Origin of the sequence: Brevundimonas sp., from assembly GCF_035998205.1 — a bacterium.
In the GTDB taxonomy this organism is placed as follows: Bacteria; Pseudomonadota; Alphaproteobacteria; order Caulobacterales; family Caulobacteraceae; genus Brevundimonas.
Genome location: NZ_DASYHT010000003.1, coordinates 138,890 through 158,031 on the forward strand (window position 1 = coordinate 138,890; position 19,142 = coordinate 158,031).

14 protein-coding genes and 1 tRNA gene are annotated in these 19,142 nt (G+C 69.6%); 5 read left to right on the forward strand and 10 right to left on the reverse strand.

What is annotated here, in order from left to right; all coding sequences use genetic code 11:
• Positions 1-8: 8 nt before the first annotated feature.
• The 4 genes from VGN74_RS02505 to VGN74_RS02520 form a co-directional block, all read right to left on the reverse strand.
• On the reverse strand, positions 9-1,538 hold the full coding sequence (locus VGN74_RS02505) for a tryptophan halogenase family protein (RefSeq protein ID WP_327445778.1): 1,530 nt from the start codon (positions 1,536-1,538) through the stop codon (positions 9-11).
• A 2-nt stretch (positions 1,539-1,540) separates the two neighbouring features.
• A complete protein-coding gene (locus VGN74_RS02510; RefSeq protein ID WP_327445779.1) occupies positions 1,541-3,055 on the reverse strand; it encodes a tryptophan halogenase family protein in 1,515 nt (504 codons plus the stop codon).
• A gap of 84 nt (positions 3,056-3,139) precedes the next feature.
• Positions 3,140-6,271 (reverse strand): TonB-dependent receptor, encoded by a 3,132-nt coding sequence (locus tag VGN74_RS02515; protein ID WP_327445780.1) that lies wholly within the window; start codon positions 6,269-6,271, stop codon positions 3,140-3,142.
• A 273-nt stretch (positions 6,272-6,544) separates the two neighbouring features.
• The gene (locus VGN74_RS02520; RefSeq protein WP_327445781.1) at positions 6,545-9,052 is read right to left on the reverse strand and encodes an exo 1,3/1,4-beta-D-glucan glucohydrolase; all 2,508 of its coding nucleotides are present in this window, start codon (positions 9,050-9,052) and stop codon (positions 6,545-6,547) included.
• 355 nt (positions 9,053-9,407) lie between these two features.
• Here VGN74_RS02520 and VGN74_RS02525 point away from each other — a divergent pair, with 355 nt between their 5' ends.
• Positions 9,408-10,340 (forward strand): hypothetical protein, encoded by a 933-nt coding sequence (locus VGN74_RS02525; protein WP_327445782.1) that lies wholly within the window; start codon positions 9,408-9,410, stop codon positions 10,338-10,340.
• A 151-nt stretch (positions 10,341-10,491) separates the two neighbouring features.
• On the opposite strand, the gene VGN74_RS02530 is transcribed toward VGN74_RS02525, so the two are convergent.
• Entirely contained in the window at positions 10,492-10,944 is a 453-nt protein-coding gene (locus VGN74_RS02530) for a hypothetical protein (RefSeq protein ID WP_327445783.1), read from the reverse strand.
• A 389-nt stretch (positions 10,945-11,333) separates the two neighbouring features.
• Between VGN74_RS02530 and VGN74_RS02535 the strand changes: the two genes are divergently transcribed.
• Entirely contained in the window at positions 11,334-11,777 is a 444-nt protein-coding gene (locus VGN74_RS02535) for a hypothetical protein (protein WP_327445784.1), read from the forward strand.
• A gap of 123 nt (positions 11,778-11,900) precedes the next feature.
• Here VGN74_RS02535 and VGN74_RS02540 read toward each other — a convergent pair.
• The 4 genes from VGN74_RS02540 to VGN74_RS02555 form a co-directional block, all read right to left on the reverse strand.
• Positions 11,901-11,992, reverse strand: a tRNA-Ser gene (locus tag VGN74_RS02540).
• A 63-nt stretch (positions 11,993-12,055) separates the two neighbouring features.
• On the reverse strand, positions 12,056-13,030 hold the full coding sequence (locus VGN74_RS02545) for a hypothetical protein (protein WP_327445785.1): 975 nt from the start codon (positions 13,028-13,030) through the stop codon (positions 12,056-12,058).
• Between the two features lie 57 nt (positions 13,031-13,087).
• Entirely contained in the window at positions 13,088-14,467 is a 1,380-nt protein-coding gene (locus tag VGN74_RS02550; protein WP_327445786.1) for a trypsin-like peptidase domain-containing protein, read from the reverse strand.
• Between the two features lie 75 nt (positions 14,468-14,542).
• Positions 14,543-15,793 carry an ectonucleotide pyrophosphatase/phosphodiesterase gene (locus tag VGN74_RS02555; RefSeq protein ID WP_327445787.1) on the reverse strand — a complete coding sequence of 417 codons (1,251 nt, stop codon included), beginning with the start codon at positions 15,791-15,793 and terminating at the stop codon, positions 14,543-14,545.
• Between the two features lie 116 nt (positions 15,794-15,909).
• Here VGN74_RS02555 and VGN74_RS02560 point away from each other — a divergent pair, with 116 nt between their 5' ends.
• The 3 genes from VGN74_RS02560 (at position 15,910) to VGN74_RS02570 (ending at position 18,613) form a co-directional block, all read left to right on the forward strand.
• Complete coding sequence (locus VGN74_RS02560; protein WP_327445788.1) at positions 15,910-16,836, forward strand: ABC transporter ATP-binding protein; 927 nt, start codon at positions 15,910-15,912, stop codon at positions 16,834-16,836.
• Positions 16,826-17,698: a hypothetical protein gene (locus VGN74_RS02565; RefSeq protein WP_327445789.1), complete on the forward strand. Its 873-nt coding sequence runs from the start codon at positions 16,826-16,828 to the stop codon at positions 17,696-17,698. Before VGN74_RS02560 ends, VGN74_RS02565 begins: the two co-directional genes overlap by 11 nt.
• Before the next feature lie 123 nt (positions 17,699-17,821).
• On the forward strand, positions 17,822-18,613 hold the full coding sequence (locus VGN74_RS02570; RefSeq protein WP_327445790.1) for a hypothetical protein: 792 nt from the start codon (positions 17,822-17,824) through the stop codon (positions 18,611-18,613).
• A gap of 75 nt (positions 18,614-18,688) precedes the next feature.
• On the opposite strand, the gene rplQ is transcribed toward VGN74_RS02570, so the two are convergent.
• The gene (gene rplQ / locus VGN74_RS02575; RefSeq protein WP_327445791.1) at positions 18,689-19,114 is read right to left on the reverse strand and encodes a 50S ribosomal protein L17; all 426 of its coding nucleotides are present in this window, start codon (positions 19,112-19,114) and stop codon (positions 18,689-18,691) included.
• Positions 19,115-19,142 lie beyond the last annotated feature (28 nt).

Genomic DNA, 19,142 nt, shown 5'->3' on the forward strand with positions numbered 1-19,142 from the left:
CCGCCGGATCAGGCGGCGCGGGCCGGCGGTTCCGGCGGCGGCGCGGCGCAATGGCGGGCGATGAACTCCCCATGCCCGCCCAGCCCGCCAATGAAGGTCTCCAGCGTCTGGCGGGCGCGGTCGAACTCCGGTCCCACCCGCTCGAACGGCAGACGGTCCACGAGCGGATTCCAGGAGCGCGGCACAATCCCCATGCCGTCCAGAACGGACTGCCAGTTCACATCCCGGAACAGGGCGTCGAGCCCCTCCACCAGCGCGCCATTGACCTTGAACAGGTCGATCTTGCGCTGCAGCTCGGGCGGCAGCTCCATGGTCCGCACATAGCGCCAGAAGGCGGTGTCCTCCCGCCGGGTGGTGCAGTAGTGCAGGATGATGAAGTCGCGGATCTCCTCGTAATCCGCCCGCATGCGCCGGTTGTACTCTGCCGCCAGCGCCGGGTCGCAGTCGGCGTCCGGCAGGTAGCGGAAGAAGAAGTCCATGCCGCGGTAGATCAGATGAATCGCGGTCGACTCCAGCGGCTCGATGAAGCCCGAGGCCAGACCGATCGCCAGCACATTGCGATGCCAGATCTGCTCGCGCATGCCGGTGCGGAACGGCACCACCATGGGCGGCGCGACGGGGGCCCCCTCGACTTGCCGAAGCAGCACCGCCGTCGCCTCGTCGTCCGAGAGGTGGGCGCTGGAGAAGACATAGCCATTGCCGGCCCGGTGCTGCAGCGGGATGCGCCAGCGCCAGCCGAAGTCCTGGGCCTGGGCGAGGGTGTAGGGCGGCGGCGGGCCGACATTCTGCGTCTGCACGGCGATGGCCCGGTCGCACGGCAGCCAGTGCGACCAGTCCTCGTAGCCGACGCCCAGGGTCTTGCCGATCAGCAGCGCCCGGAAGCCGGAGCAGTCGATGAAGAAGTCGGCGCTGACCTCGCGGCCGTCGCGCAGGCGCAAACGATCGACGAAGCCGTCCGCCCGGGTCTGCACCTCGTCGACGATCCCCTCGGTGCGGGTCACCCCACGCGTTTCGGCGAAGGCGCGCAGGAATGCGGCGACGCGCTTCGCATCCACATGCAGGGCGTAGCTGGCCGTGGCCACCGGCGTGCCCGGCATCTTGTGCGGCAGGGTGAACCGCCCTTCCCGCGCCATCACGCTGGCCGGGGCGAAGTCCTGGAACGGGTGCGGATAGCCGTGGGCGCGGGCCTTCAGCCAGGCCTGGTAGAAGTCCGTCAGCCCGACCGGGGCCCCGACCTCGCCGAACGGATGGAAGTAGCGCTCGCCCTTCTCCGACCAGTTCTGGAACTCGATGCCGAGCTTGAAGCTGGCCTGGGTCTCGCGGACGAAGTCCTGCTCGTTGATCCCCAGCTTGGCCAGCAGCTGCAGGAAGGGCGGCACGGTCGATTCGCCCACGCCGATCGTGCCGATGTCGTCGGACTCGACCAGCTCGATCTCGAACAGCTTGCCGCGGAAATGCTCGGCCATGACCGCCGCGGCGACCCAGCCGGCAGTGCCCCCGCCGACGATGCAGACTTTCTTGAGAGGGCGGCGTTCCATGGTCAGGCAGCGATCTCGCGGTCGAGGCGGCGGAGGAAGTCGGCGTGCGGGGGCGTGGCGGCGACGGCGCGCGCGACGGTCGCGCGCAGCGCTGTGAGGCTTTGCGACAGGCGGCTCGGGTCAACGGCGGCCACGGCGGGGTCGAGCATCCGCGGATAGCGGCCGAAGCCGTCGTAGATGGCCAGCCAGCTGGCGGGATGGAACATCTCCCAACGGTAGCGGACGAACTCGCCGCGGGCGTCCCAGACCGCCAGCTTGCGCACCAGGCTGTCCGGCGGCGTGACGGCGCGGGCGTCGCGCCAGAAGGGCGTGTCGCGGTCGCTGAGCAGATAGTGCAGCAGGATGAAGTCGCGGGTCCGCTCCATCTCCTCGGCGGTCTGCTCATTGAACTCGTCGCGCAGCGCCGGGTCGATGACGCGGCCCGGGAACAGCCCGAGAAGCCGCTCGATAGCCGTCTCGATCAGGGCGATGGAGGTCGATTCCAGCGGCTCGAGGAAGCCCGCCGAGAGCCCCACCGCCACGCAGTTGCCGACCCAGGCGCGACGCCGGCGACCGGGCCGGAAGCCGATCCGGCGCGGCTCCGCAAGCGGCGCGCCCGGCAGGGCCGCCATCAGCTCGTCGCGCGCGGCGGCGTCGTCCTGATGGGCGCTTGAGAAGACCAGGCCATTGCCGGCGCGATGGCGCAGGGGAATGCCCCACTGCCAGCCGGCGCTGCGGGCGGTGACGCGAGTGAAGGGCGGCGGCGCCTCGTCGGGCGCATTCTCCGTCGGCACGGCGAAGGCGGAGTCGCACAGGAGCCAGCGACCCCAGTCCTCATAGGGTTCGGCCAAGGCCTCGCCGAGAAGCAGGGCGCGGAAGCCGGAGCAGTCGATGAACAGGTCGCCCGCGATCTCTCGGCCATCGTCGAGCACCACGGCAGCGAGGTCGCCGGCCGGGTCGCGGCGCACGCCGTCGATGCGGGCGTCAATGCGCTGGCACCCGCCCCGCTCCGCATGAGCGCGCAGGAAGGCGGCGAAGCGGCTGGCGTCAAGATGCAGGGCCCAGTCGAACACTGACAGGCTGGAGGGCGGGTTCGGTGACGGCAAGGTGAAGCGGCCGGCCTCGGCCAGGCTGGCCCCGAGGCTGTAGGCGGCCAGCGGCGCCTCGGCGCCCCGGGCACGGTCCGCCAGCCAGTAGTGATGGAAGCCCACCCCGTCGAGGTCCTGCCCATAGAGGCCGAAGGGGTGAAGGAAGGCGCTGCCGGCGCCGGACCAGCCCTCGAAGCGGATGCCGAGCTTGCAGGTGGCCTCGGTGGCCCCCATCACCTCGGCGTCGGTCAGGCCGAGGCGGGCGTAGAAGCGGCGCAGCGTCGGAATGGTGGCTTCACCGACGCCGATCGTGCCGATGTCGGAGGACTCGATCAGGGTGACGCTGACCCCGGTCGGGCCAAGACGGCGTGTCAGGGCGGCCGCGGTCATCCAGCCGGCGGTGCCGCCGCCGGCAATCACCACGCGCCCGATCCGCTCCGGCTCCGTCATCACCCCACTCTGCCCTGTTCCGTCCTTCTGAAAAAGTCGGCCGGCGGAGACTTGCCCCGCCGGCCAGTTGCTCAGGAAGAGGTCTCAGAACCGGGCGCGGATGCCCAGCGAGTAGCGGGGCTCGAACTGGTTGCGCGAGTGGAACTGCTCCGCCCCCGGCTCGAACTCCAGATAGTATTCCTCGATCTCGCCAAGGACGTTCGAGCCGTTGAAGTAGACGGCGATGTCCTCGTTCACGTCGTAGGTGACGTTCACGTCGAGGTACTGCGCGGTGTCCTGATATATCGGGATCGCCCCGAACGTTCCGGACAGGCGCGGCGTGCGATAGTTGTAGGCGGCGCGCACCTGCAGCCGCTCGTCCTGGTACCAGACGGCCGCATTGTACGAGTACTTCGAGTTGTCGGGGAACGGCAGGTCCTCGCCCGAGATGCTCTGGGCATTCTGCGAGCTGTCCGAGTAGGTGAAACTGCCGTCGAAACCGAAGTTCGACCACACGCCGGCGTCGGGCAGGATGTCGCTCAGCGCCAGCTTGGCCCCGATCTCGACGCCCTGCAGCTCGCCGCCGTCACCCTGCACCGGACGGTTCACCGGCACGGTCCGGCGGATCACGCCGTCCTGGTCGGGGAAGCGGCCGTCCAGCACCGTGGCGCGCGTGACGAAGCTGTCGATGTTGAGCCGGAACAGGGCGATGTTGAACAGCGTCCCGCGACCCAGATAGTACTCGAGGCTGAGGTCGTAGTTGTCCGACCGCCAAGGATCGAGGTCCGGGTTGCCGTTGGCCGAGGCCCCGGTCACCTGGCGCACCCCGACCGGCGGCGCCGTCGGATTGTCGGGCGTCGGGCCGACCGAGTCCGCCGTCTGGATGGTGACGCCGCCGCCATAGTTGCCGAGATCCAGCGGGATCATGGTCTTGGCGTAACCGAAGCGCAGCCGCAGCCGGTCGCTGAAGTCATAGGCCAGGTTCACCGACGGCAGGTAGTCGTAGTAGGCGCGGGTGGCGAAGGTGTCGCCCACGTCCTGGTTGGTGTCGCCGTAGTTGCGGGTCTCCCCGGTCAGGTTCTGGCGCACGTCCAGCTCGGTGCGGACAACCTTGACGCCGACGTCGCCGCTCAGCGCGCCGAAGCCGATGTTGGAGTTCAGGTAGAAGCTGCTCTCCTGCAGGCCGACGCCGTAGGTGTTGCCCGGGATGATGACCCGGTAGGCGCTGCCGAACACGCGCTCGTGGAAGGCCACCACATCGTCGAAGTCGCGCGGATCGACGACCCAGACCCCCGGCAGCCCCTGGGTGATGGAGCCGTAGTTGTCGAGGAAGAAGACGTTGTTGTGGGTGTTCAGCTTGGTCGGACGGTTGACCGTATAGCCCTGGAAGCAGGTCGGGGTGTTCGGAGCGTTGCCGTCGCCGCAGTTGCCGGGCGTCGTGCCGAGAGCCAGCGCCGGATTGTAGGCCGGGTTGGAGACGAACTCGCCGGCGCGGCACTGGTTCTGGTTCATCACCACGTCGATGGCCTTCCACTGCACCGAGCAGCCGTTGGCGTCGGACGCCCCGTTGCCGCCGTAGAAGTCCGAGAACAGGTGGAAGTTCTCGATCTCCACTTCACGGTTCGAGTAGCGGCCGCCGACGTCGATGCGGTTGATGAAGCCCAGCAGCGGCGTGTCGAACTCATAGGCGCCGTCGAGACGGGCCACGTCGAGGGTCGACTCGTTGGCCTGGTTGCCTTCGGACGAGAAGGCCGCGACCGCATAGCTGTCGAGGTTCGACATGTAGTCGGTCAGGGTGCGGCCGGCGCCGAGTCCGCCGCCGATCTGCTGGTCGAAGCGGCTCCAGACCGTCTTCGAGCCGCCGATGTTCAGGCCGACCAGCGGGTCACCGGCATAGCCCAGCGGGTTCGGATTGATGTAGCGCCCGCCGTTCGAGCCGACCACGCTGTTGGAGAACTGGCCCGGATACTGGGCCGCGATGCTGGCCGGATAGAAGGGCCCGCGGGTGCGGTCATTGGCGTCGCGGAACAGGGTGAACTGACGGTCCGGCGAGTACTGCCAGTTGGACAGGTCGCCCTGAACCTGGCCGTTCATGCTGAGCAGCGAGGCGTCGGCATGGATGGCGCGGAAGCTGAAGCTGAACGGCCCGCCCTTGTCGTAGTCCAGCTCCAGATTGAAGTTGGTCGACTCGTTCTCGGTGGCCCGGTTGACGGTGAAGGAGTTCATCCACCAGACGTCGAGGTCGTACTCGGTGACGTCATACCAGGGCTGGCCGTTGCTGCCGTTCACCCCGGTCGGGGTGAAGGCGGTCGGCGTGGTCCAGTTCAGCGCGCTCCAGCGGTTCGAAATGTTGAGACCAGCGGCCCGGTTGTACTCTTCCTGCTTCGTGTAGAAGACCTCGGCCGTCAGGGTCAGGCCGTCCTCGATGTCCCACTGGAAAGCGCCGTTCAGGCCGATGCGCTGGCGCTCCACCGTGCGGCTGAAGCTCTCGTAGCCGTGCGGCGCGATCCAGTTCGGGCCCGCCCCGCCCCAGTCATTGTTGCCGAACACCCCGCCGCCGACGCCGGAATAGTTGTTTCCGAGGTTGGACTCGCTGATCACCCCGGCGGCCATCACGCCGAAGCGGTCGCCACGCCAGTTGACCAGGCCGTTGAACAGATAGTCGTCCTGCCGCGTGCGCTCGCCGGTGGCGTACTCCGCGGTGGTGGCGATGGTCGTCCCGGGGCTGAAGTCGAACGGCCGGCGTGTGCGCAGGTCGATGGTGCCCGAGATGCCCGACAGGGCGTTGCGCGGATCCATCGACTTGAACACGACCAGCGAGCTCATCAGCTGCGACGGCACGTCGTTCAGGTTCGGCTGGGCCGAGCCGAGGTTGCCGGGGCTCAGGTACTGCTCGCCGTTCAGCAGGGTCACGACCTGCGGCAGGCTGCGGATGTTGACGGTCGCGCCCTCGCCGGCGTTGCGCTGGACCTGGATGCCGGCGATGCGCTGCAGCGCATCGGCGACGGTCACGTCCGGCAGCTTGCCGATATCCTCGGCGGAGATGGCGTCGACGATCGCGACCGTGTCGCGCTTGATGTCGATCGACTGCTCCTGCGAGGCGCGGATGCCGGTGATGACGATTTCCTCGACCTCGGACACCGGGTCCTGAGCCAGGGCCGGCGCCGCGAGGACGACCGGGGCAAGGGCCGAGGTCGCCAGCAAGGCGCCCAGCCGCGTGATCTTCATGGGTCTCATATTGCTCTCCTCCCCTCCGCCGTGGCTCGGCGGTATCCCGAACGCGGAACGATCAGGATGGAGAGGTCGCGCCGGCGCGAAGACGCACCTGCGACGCCGCGAAAGATCGCGGTCGGCTCAAGCGACTCCCCTGAAGAGAAGGCGCTTCCCGGACTCCTACCCTGAAGGTCTTTGCGCCTCCTGACATGGAGCAAAACACGATTTGTGAGCGTTCACAACCATGTTTTGGCCCCATTTGGCCCGCCGGGCGGCGCCCGGCGAACACGCTGTGTTTCAACTTCCCGGACAGTCCCGCGGCCCCGCGCCCGGATACAGCCGCACCTCGGACAGGGAGACGGTGACCGGCCCGTCCACGGCGAGGCTGAACGGCGTCTCGACAGCCTGCGACGGCTCTGCCGCAAAGCAGCTCAGACGCACCCGGTACTCGCGCCACACCCCGGCCTCGTCCGCGGTCAGGTCGGCGGTGACATCCACGCGCCCCTGGCCGTAGCCGAGGGTCAGCCGGCCCGCGGGCGCCGCATCGATCCGGTAGCGGAAGCCGAGCGCCATATCGCCGTTGACCTCGCGCCGCAGGTCCACCGCCGGCCCCCAGATCGAGACCGTCGCCGGGCTGCGGAAGGTGAACTGGCGCGCGCTCTCCTGGGCGCGGTCGTCGACCGGCGCCACCGCCACGCCGTTGCGCGGGCTGACGCCGCGCGAGACATCCTCGCCGAGCCGCTGCTGGCCGCCCTCGTCGGCGAGGATCAGCGACCACGGCGACGGGATCCGGCCGCCCACGAGGTAGGCGTCGGCGCCCCCGGCGGCCGAGGTCACGCCGCTGTCCTCGCTCAGCGTCCCGACCGCGCCGGGCGCGGCGTAGCTCAGCCCGTAGCCATAGGCGAACAGCGGGTCATAGCCCGGGTCGCCGCGGTTCAGGGGAGCTCCGCTGGCGTCCTTCGGCCAGCTGAACGACAGGGTTCCGCGGAAGTCATGGCGCGGCGCGCCGCCGGCGGCGCCCACCAGCACATCGGCCACCCCTGCCCCCTCGGTGCCCGGCAGCCAGGCGGCGACGAAGGCGTTGGAGGCGTTGATCTCCGGGTTGGTCCACATCGGCCGCCCGGACAGGAACACCGACACCGTCGGGATCCCCGCCGCCTGAAGCCGGCGCAGGGTCTCCAGCGGCTCTTCCGGCACGAAGTCGACCGTGCGCAGGTCGCCGAGGAACTCGGCGTAGGGCTGCTCGCCGAAGACGACGATGGCGACGTCCGGGCGGGTCTCGAAGGTCCCGTCAGGGCTCAGAACAGCCTCCCCGCCCCCGGCGGCGACCGCCTCGGCGACGCCGGCCCAGATCGACTGGCCGTTGGGGAAGTCGGCGTTGGTGTTTCCGGTGCCCTGCCAGCTGAGCGTCCAGCCGCCGGAGGCCTGGCCGATGTCGTCGGCGGCCGCGCCGGCCACCAGCACCCGGGCCGAGCTGCGGATCGGCAGCACCCCGTCATTCTTCAGCAGCACCAGCGACTCGCGCACCGCCTGGCGGGCCAGGGCGCGGTGCTCCGGCGCGCCGAGCAGGTCCATCCGGCCCTCGTAGGGCCGCTCGGTGCGGAACACCCCGGCCTTGACCTTGGCCCGGAGAATGCGGCGCACCGCCTCGTCGAGCCGGGCCATGGAGATCTCGCCCGACCGCACCTGGGCCAGGGTGTTCTCGTACAGGGGCCGCCAGCTGTCGGGGGCCATGAACATGTCGATGCCGGCGTTGAAGGCCAGGGCACAGCTCTCGTTGGTGCAGCCCGGCAACTGGCCGTGGGCGTTCCAGTCCGACACCACGAAGCCGTCGAAGCCCAGCGGCCCATGCAGCACGTCGCGCAGCAGGGTCGGGTTGCCCGAGTGCTTGACTCCGTTCCAGCTGGAGAAACTGGCCATGACCGACAGCACCCCGGCGTCGATCGACTGGACGTAGCCACCCAGATGAATGTCGATCAGTCCCTGCTCGTCGCCGACATAGTCGCCCTGGTCGCGGCCGCCCTCGGTGCCGCCGTCGGCCAGATAGTGTTTCGCCGAACCGGCGATGCGGCCCGGGGCGATGGCCCCCTCCGCCGGCAGTTCGCCCTGCAGCCCCAGGGTGATCGGCCCGGCGTACAGGCGCTGGATCTCCGGATCCTCGGAATAGCCCTCATAGGTCCGACCCCAGCGGTCGTCGCGCGGCACCGCCAGGGTCGGGCCGAAGGTCCAGTCGGCCCCCGTGGCGGCGACTTCCAGCGCCGTCACCTCGGCGATGCGGCGGATCAGCTCGGGATTGCGCGCCGCGCCCAGGCCGATGTTGTGCGGAAAGATGGTCGCGCCGACCACGTTATTGTGGCCGTGCACCGCGTCGATGCCGAAGATCAGCGGCACCTGCGCCCCGGGCCGGGCCGCCACGGCGGCGCGGAACTCGCGCGCCAGATGGACCCAGCCCATCGGATCGCCCCGCTCCTCGCCCCCGGGCCCGGAGTTGCCCCCGGCCAGAATGGAGCCGAGCGGATAGGTCAGCAGGTCCTGCGGCGTGATCGAGCCGATGTCCGCCTGGATGGTCTGGCCGACCTTCTCCTCGACCGTCATCCGGCTCATCAGTTCGGTGACGAAGGCTTCCGTGGCCGCATCGCTCATGGCGTCCGGCGAGCTGGCCTGCGGCCAGTTGGCCGGGTTGGCCCGGGCCGCCGCCGGCATCTCAGGCACGGCCTGGGCGGCAGCGACGGGGGCGACGGCGGCGGACGCCATGCCGAGGGCGGCCGCCAGGCTCAGGGCGAGGGTCGAGGTCGAAGCGCGCATGCAGGGTCTCCCCGGGGGTTCACCATGACGCGATCGCGCACGAGGAAGCGCCGCGGCCTGCGGGGCCGATAGCGGGCCGGGTCCCTTACGGGCCGGGGTTTCCTCCACGAGATCTGCGTCTCCTGAGCGCAGACAAGCATGTCTTGAGAGCGTTCACAATGGCAAATGGAGCCGGCCCCGACGGGCGGCGCAGATCCCCTTTCGGCCGGTCAAAGCGCGCCCCGGCTCCCGTCTCGCCGCCAGCCCGATGGCCGCACGTGCGGGATTTCGCCTTTTGCACCAGCGGTCGCCTCGGCTAGGACTGGATGATCGTGGCGAAGACCGCGAGACGACGTCAGGCGTGAGGCGGGGGCCAATGCCAGAGGGAACCGGGGAGATCATGGCCGGCCGGGGCACGCCGGCAGGCGGCCTGTCGCGAGGGCGTGATCGCCGCTTTGGCGCGCCACGCGCGGCGGCCTATCCCGTGGATCTGCTGCGCCGGAGCGGCGGTCGTCACCGCAAGGCCCAACTGCATGGGGAACACCTGGGCTGGACCGTTGACGCGGCCGGCCATCCCGAGGCCGTCGACCACAGCGGCCGCTGGCGCCTGCAGGCGCGTTTCGGTCTGGTCTGGGCCCGGCCCGCAGACAGCGATCCGGAGCTTCCAGCCCTGCCGCCCGCGCCCGGCGACACCCTCTTCCCCATCGCCTATTCCGAGGTGCCCGCCACGGCCGACTACGACCAGGCGGTGCTCGGCCTCGTCGACCCGGCCCATGTGCCGATGATCCACCGGTCGTGGTGGTGGCGCTCCGACCGGCGCCGCGAGAAGACCAAGGCCTACGCCCCCTCCCCCTTCGGCTTCACCGCCATGGCCGCGGACGACTTCGCCTCCACCGCGGTCTACGACCTGGTGAAGCAGGAGCGGCGGGTCACGATCGAGTTCCGCCTGCCCTCGATCCGGCTGGAGCGGGTCACGGCCAGGGGCTTCGAGCTGATCAACCTGACCACCATCACCCCGGTGCGCGAGGGCCATGTGGTGCTGCGCAACCTGATCCTGTGCAGCGACCGGCGGCTGACCCTGCTGCACCCCTTCCTGTCGGCCACGGGGCGGGTGTTCCTGCGCCAGGACGTGGGCATCCTCGAGCGGCTGGAGGGGCGCTCGCCGCACCTGCCGCTGGTGTTCGTCGGCGACGCGGACAAGCCCGCGGCCTTCTACTTCGCCGCCAAGGCCGCCCTGGCCCGCGCCGAGCGCGACGGCGTCCCCTTCGTCAATCCGGTGGAAGCCCAGACCCTGAAATGGCGCACCTGACGCGCGCGGCGGCGGCGGGGAAGGTCTGGCGGAGACGGAACAAGGCCATGTGTGCCGAACTTATTGGCCCTCGAGCAGTGAGCTCGACGAGCAAATTCAAGGCTTGGATCAGCGCGAGCGGGCCTCCGTCCAATGGCCGAACGCCAGTAGGCTACGTCGCCTGAAGCTGGTCCCAAGCATCTCGGTATCGCTCGAGCCAACCCGGGCCAAAGGCGTCGCCCAAACCCAGGTGAGCGTAGCTCGGCAAGAACCGCCTCATCTCTCCATCCTTATGAGCCTGTCCATTCCGGCCCGGCTTCGCGAGCCAGGTCTGATGCGACAGGCGCAACACATCAGCAACCGTGGCGCTCGGCACGACAAAGGCGTCGGGCAGTCGGTCCGCCTCATTCGGAAACGAAAGGAAGACGTAGAACAGACTCTCGCCGCGAATGAGCTCGTGCTTCGCCTTCATGTGCCAGCCACCATCGGCCCCGATTTCGCGCCGGGTCTTCACCTGAATGGCGCTTGCCCGCTCGCCCATATCGTCGGTGACAACAATATCGGCCGTCGGCACACCCACGGGAGCGAGAGCAGCGATGAAACCACGTCGGAGGAGCTGTGACATGGCATAGTGTTCGCCTGCCGCTCCGAGAAGAGAAGATGGGGACATGATTTGCGCCTCCTCGATGCGAATGTTCTGGCTGGGTCATCAAATTGCTCTTCTGAATACGAGGCATCGGCAATCAACGTACACTTGCAACGCGCCATACGGCCTCCTCGCACCAGATGGCGGACGAGAGCGATAGCTGAAATCACGGGAAGGGCGATGGCCCGTGCAACGCGCCCGGCCGCGACCGACACTGAGAGGCATTGACGGAGATGGACGCGAGGTTTCGCCAACGCGCTAGGTATCGCAGAATCCGGACGCCGGTATGGGCGTGCATGGCGTGCGTTGTCGGAGATCAGACCAGACCCTAACGTAGCTCATCCACCGACGTACCAAGGGAACGCCTCATGATGCTGTTAGCCCAAGCTGCCGCACTGCTCCTTGCTTGCGATGGGGTCGGTGAAGTCCCAACCACTGACACGGCTAACGTGACGGGTTTCCAGAACGGCGAGTTTCGCACCGGGCGCGTTACAGTGCATTCTTCGACCACCAAGGACCTTCGAGTGATGGTCGAAATCCTCGGGGATACCGGGCGCATTCGCCTTCCTGAGGAGCTTGTCCCCTACATGCGCTCTCGCAGCGATGAAGGCTGGCGTCCGCTGAACGACCTCAGGCTGACGCGGGAACAGATGGAGGGCTCCTTCGTCCTTGGCTTGGGCAACCGCCCCCATGTCGTGATTGACCGACTCACCGGCGAGCTTCGTATTCGAGGCACAAGCCTCCTCACGGGTACCACCTCGTTTGATGGCGTATGCCGCCCGGTCGAGGCTCCCACCGAGCCACTTTTCTGAAGACGGGCCGATCTAAAGGCACGGACTTCACCGTTGTCCGCCGTTAAGTCGGGGGGCACGTTAGGGACGCAGCCCGCCAGCCCAAAATTTATCAAAGAAAATCAACGCCATAGGGCGTAAATCTGGCGGAGACGGAGGGATTCGAACCCTCGGTACCCCTTACAGGGTACGACGATTTAGCAAACCGTTGCCTTCAGCCACTCGGCCACGTCTCCGGCAGGCGGTGTCGATAGCGAACCCGACGCCCCGGCGCAACGCACTTTCGCGCGCCAGGCCCGTCAGCCGGGCGGAAGCGGAAAGCGGAGCACGCTGTGCGTCGTGGTCAGATACACGACCCCGTCACCGACAGCGAAGTTGGCGCCGCCCGGCGCGCCCGGATCGATCGTCCAGTCAAGGCTCCAGTCAGAGATGCGATAGCCCCTCAGCTCTCCGCCTACCAGCCGGACCAGCAGATGGGTCGATGTCCATCCCAGTTGCGCCACCCGTTCACGCGACGGGTGGAACTCAAGCGTCGCCACAGTGGGTTCCCAGGGGGTGGCCAGCCGGATCACATGCACCAGTCCGGTTCGCCCACGGGCATGATCCTCCGGCGCGGGCGGCGTTTCGATCGCGATCAATCCCCCCTGCCCGACCGCCTGCGAAGGCCGCCGGCCGAACGGGAGCAGCACGGGGGCCTCCGCCCCGGGGCCCAGCAATGCCACCCGGCCTGACGCTTCGAAGAGACGCCACTCTGCGCCATCGACCACGGCGAGGACGGCGAGACGCGGCAGCGCCGGCGGTCGGGTGAGACGCCCGATACGATCAACATGCCGCCGCTCGCCAAACAGGGAGACGAGCGCGTAGCCATTCTGCCAGACCAACAGATCGACCCCCGGCGGCATCGGCAACTCAACATCGTATTCCCGGACCTGGCGCATGGCGATGTCGAGAATCCGCAGCACGCCCCGGTCATTGGTCCGTTCAACCCAGGCCAGCTCTCGACCATCCGGAGAGAACAGCATCAAGCAGCTTCCCGCCCCGGGAGGGGAGACAAAGCCATTGCTCTGCCCCTGGACGCGAAACACCTCGCGATCGTCGATGAACAGAAGGATTTCGTTCCGGTAGGTGTCGGCGATGGCGACCTTGTCGGCAAAGGCCGCGATGGCGACAGGGAGACCGCCGTCCCAAAGGATCCGGGCCGGGTCCGAAGCCAGAGCGATCGCCGCAGGGCCCTGCAGGCCGAGAACGGCTACCGAAGCAGCAAGCCCGAACACGCCGCGGCGGCTCAGGAGTCGTCCGGCTTCATCCCTTCCCTGCCCCCCCAATGTCGGTCACCGCACCACGCCGGTCAGGCGCTGGCCGCGGCGCTCAATGGTGACCTCGGCGCCCGGCGGCACGGCGGCCAGCTGGTCCACGGCGGTCACCTGGCGGCCGTTCAGCAGCAGGATGATGTCGCCGCCGCGCAGGCCGGTGCGCTGGGCGTAGCCGCCGCGCTCGACGCCGGCGACGATCACGCCGGAGGCGAAGGGGTTGCCGCCGAGGCTGTCGGCCAGGGCCGGGTTGAGCGCCAGCACCCGCGCCCCGGCGAAGACGCCGCGGCTGAGGGTGACAGCGCGTTCGACATCGGCCTCGCCCGGCAGGCGCTCGACGCGGGCGCGCAGGGTGCGGGGCTGGCCGTCGCGCAGGACGGTGACCTCAACCGCACTGCCCGGCTCGCGGGTGCCGACGCGGAAGTTCAGGCCGCCCTGGTCATTGACCTCGGCGCCGTCGACGGCGGTGATGATGTCGCCGGTCTCGAGACCGGCCCGGTCGCCGGGCCCGCCGCTGTAGACGTCGGTGATCACCAGCCCCTGCGGCCGCTCGAGACCGAGGCTGCGGGCGGCGTCGGCGGACAGGCTCTCGCCCCGCACCCCCAGCCACGGCCGGATCACGGCGCTGGCCCCGCCGACGGCGGAGTCAACCACCCGCTTGACCATGGTGGCCGGCACGGCGAAGCCGACGCCCGACGAGGTGCCGGTGCGCGAGAAGATGGCGGTGTTGATGCCGATCAGGTCGCCGTCCATGTCGACCAGCGCCCCGCCCGAGTTGCCCGGGTTGATCGCGGCGTCGGTCTGGATGAAGGAGCCGGAGTCCGAGATGCCGGTCTCGGTGCGGTTGAGCGCCGAGATGATGCCGTTGGTCACCGTCTGGCCAACCCCGAACGGGTTGCCGATGGCCAGCACCAGATCGCCGACCTGCTGCTCCTCCTGATCGTCGATGCGCAGCACCGGCAGGGCTTCGTCCACCCCCTGCAGCTGCAGCACGGCGATGTCCGAGCGCTCGTCGGCCAGCACCACCCGGGCCGGGAACTCGCGCCGGTCGTTGAGGATGACGCGGATCTCGCTCATGCCCTGGATGACGTGGTTGTTGGTCACCACCACGCCGTTGGGCCGGACGATGACGCCGGAGCCGACCGAGCCGGTCTGGCGCTGGCCGGCGGGCAGGCCCCAGAAGGGGTCGCGCACGCGCTGCACCCCGCGCGCCGAGATGTTGACCACGGCCGGGGCCGCCTCGCGAACCACGGGGGCGAAGCTGGCCTTCATCGACAGGGCGTCGCCCGGCACGACGCGCTCGGCCCCGGCGAAGACCCCGTCCTGGGCGCTGGTCTCCCCGGCCTGGCCGCAGGCGGCCACCGACAGGGCGAGCAGGAGCGCGACGGAGCTGGTCTTCATGACGGACATCATCCTCGGGTGGGCGATCATGCCAGACTATCTGCGCCGCTTTCCGGCGTCTTCAAGGCCCGCACCTTACGGAATCATGGCCGGCAGGGTGTCTTCGGGGCGACCGTCGCCGGCCGGCACAGCGATCCCGAGCAGGCGACCAAGCAAAGGGTGCACGTCGACGCTATCGAGGTTTTCCAGCACCGTCCCGGGCCGGATGGCGGGCCCATGGACGATGAACAGGGCCGCCATCTCCGGGGCGGCGGGATCATAGCCGTGGGCCCCGCCGGCGCGTGTCACCGGGCGGGCGCGGGTGGCGAGCAGCCAGCCCGGCTCCGCCGCGCAGACGATGGACGAGACGCGCGGGTTGCGGCCCAGCGCCAGCCGCGCGGGGATGGTGGCGCGGGTCCAGCACTCGGCGTGCGAATGACGCCGGACCAGCGCCGCCTCAACCTCGGCCTCGCGTCCCGCGACCGGCTCAAGGAAAGCCGCAGCGCCGGCGTAGATGATCTCCAGCGCCGCCGGATCGACGAGGTGGTCCAGCCAGACCACGCGTGACGGGTCGGTCGCGGCCATGCCGTGGTCGGCGACAACGACCAGATGCGTCCGCGCGTCCAGGCCACGCGCCTCCAGCCCCTGCAGCAGCCGGGCCATCGCCGCATCGACCTCGGCCGCCGCGGCGGTGGTCTCCGGCGCATCGGGGCCGTGACGGTGACCGGCGGAGTCGACGATGTCGAAATAGAGGGTGGCGAAGGCCGGGGGCTGCGGCCCGTCCAGCCAGGCGAGGATCTGGTCCACGCGCGCTTCGCCCGACAGATCCTGATCGAACTCGCGCCAGTGCGTGGGGCGCACGCCGCGGATCTCGGTCTCGGACCCTGGCCAGAACATGGTGCCAGTGGTCAGCCCGGCCTTCTCGGCGGTGACCCAGAGGGGTTCAGCCTGGTCCCACCATGGCGTCTCCTTGCGGGCCATGCTGAAGCGACCGAGCTCCGCATCGATGAAGGCGTTGCCGACGATGCCGTGGCGGTCCGGGTGGAGCCCGGTGACGAGGGTGTAGTGGTTGGGGAAGGTGACGCTCGGGAACGACGGCCGCATGGCGGCGCGGGCCCCGCCCTCCGCCAGGGCCGACAGGGTCGGGGTGGCCCCCCGCTGCAGGTAGTCCGGCCGGAAGCCATCGATCGAGACCAGGATCGTCAGCGGCGCCAGCGGCCGGAGATCGGACACCGCAACCGCCTGCCCCCGCGGTTCCGCTTCACCGGCGGAGGCGGCTGTGACGGGCAGCCACGCGAGGGCGACGGCGAGCACGGGGAGGAGCGAGGCGAACAGGATACGGGACATGCAGGGCGACTCCGGAACAGGTGAGGTTGCCTATTCTTAATCTGCGACGCCCCCGCGACGGCTTGACCCGCGGGGTCGAAGCGGGGCCCGATACGCGCGAAACGGGAGGGGCGCCCATGACAGCGGTGATCGCGACACGCGGACTGACCAAGACCTTCGGCGATGTGAAGGCGCTGGACGGGCTGGACCTGACCATTCCGAAGGGCGGCATCTACGGCGTGCTCGGGCCCAACGGCGCGGGCAAGTCGACCCTGTTCCGCATCCTTCTGGGGCTGATCCGGCCGACCGCGGGCGAGGCCGAGGTGCTGGGCGGGCCGATCGCCGCCCCGGGGGCCCTGCGCCGCACCGGCTCGATGATCGAGACGCCGCGCTTTCCCCCCTTCCTCACCGCCCGCCAGGTGCTGGGCTGGATGGCCCGGGCCCAGGGCCTGTCGCCGGACGCGGCGGAGATCGCCCGCTGGCTGGACCGGGTCGGCCTCGCCGCCGCCGCCGACCGGCGGGTGCGGGGCTTCTCGGTCGGCATGATGCAGCGCCTCGGCGTCGCCGCCGCCCTGCTCCACCGCCCCGACCTCGTGATCCTCGACGAGCCGACCAGCGGCATGGACCCGCCGGGCATCCAGGAGATGCGCGCCCTGATCCGCTCGCTCGCCGCCGACGACGGGGTGACGGTGATCCTCGCCAGCCACCAGCTGCTGGAGGTGCAGCGGGTGTGCGACCGGGTGGCGATCCTCAACAAGGGCCGGCTGGTGCGCGAAGGGGCGGTGTCGGAGCTGACCGCCGTGGGCGAACGGCTGCGGCTGCAGGCCACGCCGCTGGCGCGCATCCTCGACACCCTCGGGGCGAAGGGCGCGCGTGAGGGCGACGCGGTGCTGGCCGACATCCCCCGCGACGAGGCCCCGGCCCTGATCCGGGCCCTGGTCGAGGCCGGGGTCGAGATCAGCGAGGCCCGCTGGGTCGGCGCCGACCTCGAGGGTGTGTTCTTCAGCGAAACCGGCGTCGAACGGGCGCCCGAACCGATCCAGGGGGTGTCCCATGTGGGCTGACGCAACCCGCGCCGAGGCGTTTCGCCTGATTCACAGCCGCACCACCTGGTTCTGGAGCGTGGTCTTCCTGCCGATCCTGACCCTCGTGTTCGGAGTGCTGGCGGCCTGGGTGATGAAGTCCAACATGGAGCGCCTCGCCGCCGACACGGACGCGCCGCCGGAGCTCAAGGCCATGCTGGTCTCGGGCCCGATGAACCTCGGCGAGTCCCTGCTGCAGTCGGCCGGCAACCTGGCCGGGCCGGGCCTGCTGCTGTTCACCCTGATCGGGGCCGCCACCGTCTACGCCGGCGACTATCGCTGGGAGACCTGGCGGCTGCTGCGCCCCCGTAACGGCCGCATCCCGCTGGTCATCGGCAAGGTGCTGGTGGTGACCGGCCTCAGCCTGATCGCCATGGTCGTGCTGACCGCCGCCACCATGAGCTCCGAAGTGATCCGCGGCGTCATCTTCAACCGCACCCTCGGCTTCAGCCTCGACGGGAGCGAGGTCGGGACCCTGTTTGCCCTGTGGGGTCTGGCCGCCCTGCGGGTCAGCCAGTTCCTGATGCTGGGGCTGCTGGCCGCCGTCGCCACCCGCTCGCTGATGGCCGCCCTGTTCGTGCCGCTGGCGGTGGGGGTGGCCCAGTTCCTCGCCCCTAACCTGCTGGGGGCTATGGGGCAGGCCCCGGACAGCTGGATCGTGCTGCTGGCCAGCCCGGGCGCGGCCCTCGCGGCGCTGCAAGGGCTGCTGGACCCGACCGCCGTGGCCCTCGCCGACCCCGGCCTGCTGCCGCTCAAGGCCTGGCTCAGCCTGATCGGCTGGACTGTACTGCCACTGGCGGGCGCGCTGGCCCTGTTCCAGCGTCAGGACCTGTCGAAGGAATAAGCGGCGATGGCCAGGGCCGCAGCTTGGGCCATCCTCCTCCTGACGCTCCCGGGCGCAACTGCGGCGCAGACTGCCGCGCCGCAGGCCCCGCCGACCCAGGTCGACGAAGTTGTGGTTACGGGGGTGCGCACGCAGAGCCAGGTCGAGACGTTTGTCGACAGCATTACGGCGCCCCCGCCGGGCCGGGGACCGGCGCGCTGGGAAGCGCGTTCAGGGGTCTGCGTCGGGGCGGTCAACTTCCGGTCCGACATCGCGCAGGCCCTGATCGACCGCGTCTCCGCCGTGGCGACCGAGGTCGGGCTCAGGGTGGGCGAGCCGGGATGTGCGTCGAACATCACCATCATCGGCGCTTCTGACGCCCCGGCGCTGGCGGCCGCCCTGGTCGCGCAAAGCCCGAACGCCTTCCGGCCCGACTATGCGGGCAGCGCGGGCTCGCGGGCGGCGCTTGACCGCTTTGTTTCGAGCAACCGTCCGGTGCGGTGGTGGCATGTGGCCATGCCCGTGGATGCGGAGACCGGCGCCGTCGCCGTGCGTCTGCCGGGAGAGGAACAGGCCCCGTACGTCAGGGGCGAAGGTCTGCTGCGGACCAATGTTCGCAACGATCTGCGCCGGGCCCACATCATCGTCGACATCGAGCGCGCGGCTGGCGTCTCCCTGCCCCAGCTGGCCGACTACATTGCCCTCGTGGCGCTGGTCCAGATCACGCCGGAACCGGGGCCGTTCGGCGTGCCGACCATTCTGGACCTGTTCGACGTCTCCGATCCGCCGGGCGGCCTCACCGATTGGGACCGGAGCTATCTGGCTGCCCTCTATGACGCGGACCTGCGGCAGCGGAACCCGGCGAGCCAGGCCGGCGAGATCGCCGACCGGATGCTGGGCAAGGTGCAGGCGGGCACGGAAGCCCCGACGGACTGACCTCGGAACGATCGCCAAGAAAAAGGGCCGGCTGGAGCACTCCAGCCGGCCCGAAATCCCAACCCGATCACCCGATCAGGCGGCGGCGTCATCCTCGAAGCCGTTGTCCTGCACCGGACCGGAGTCCTGGCCCTTGGCCGAGACGTCGCGGTCGACGAACTCGATCACCGCCATCGGGGCGTTGTCGCCGCGACGGAAGCCGGCCTTCATGATGCGGATGTAGCCGCCGTTGCGCTCGGCGTAACGCGGGCCGAGCGTCTCGAACAGCTTGCCGACCTGCGGCACGTCGCGGACGGCGCTGATGGCCTGACGGCGGGCATGCAGGTCGCCCCGCTTGGCCAGCGTCACCAGCTTCTCGACGAAGGGCCGCAGCTCCTTCGCCTTGGGCAGGGTCGTGGTGATCTGCTCATGCTTGATCAGGCTGGCCGCCATGTTGGCGAACATGGCCTGGCGATGGCTGACCGTACGGCCGAGCTTGCGATGGGCGGCGCCGTGGCGCATCGGGGTCTCTCCTACTCAACCCTGGTTT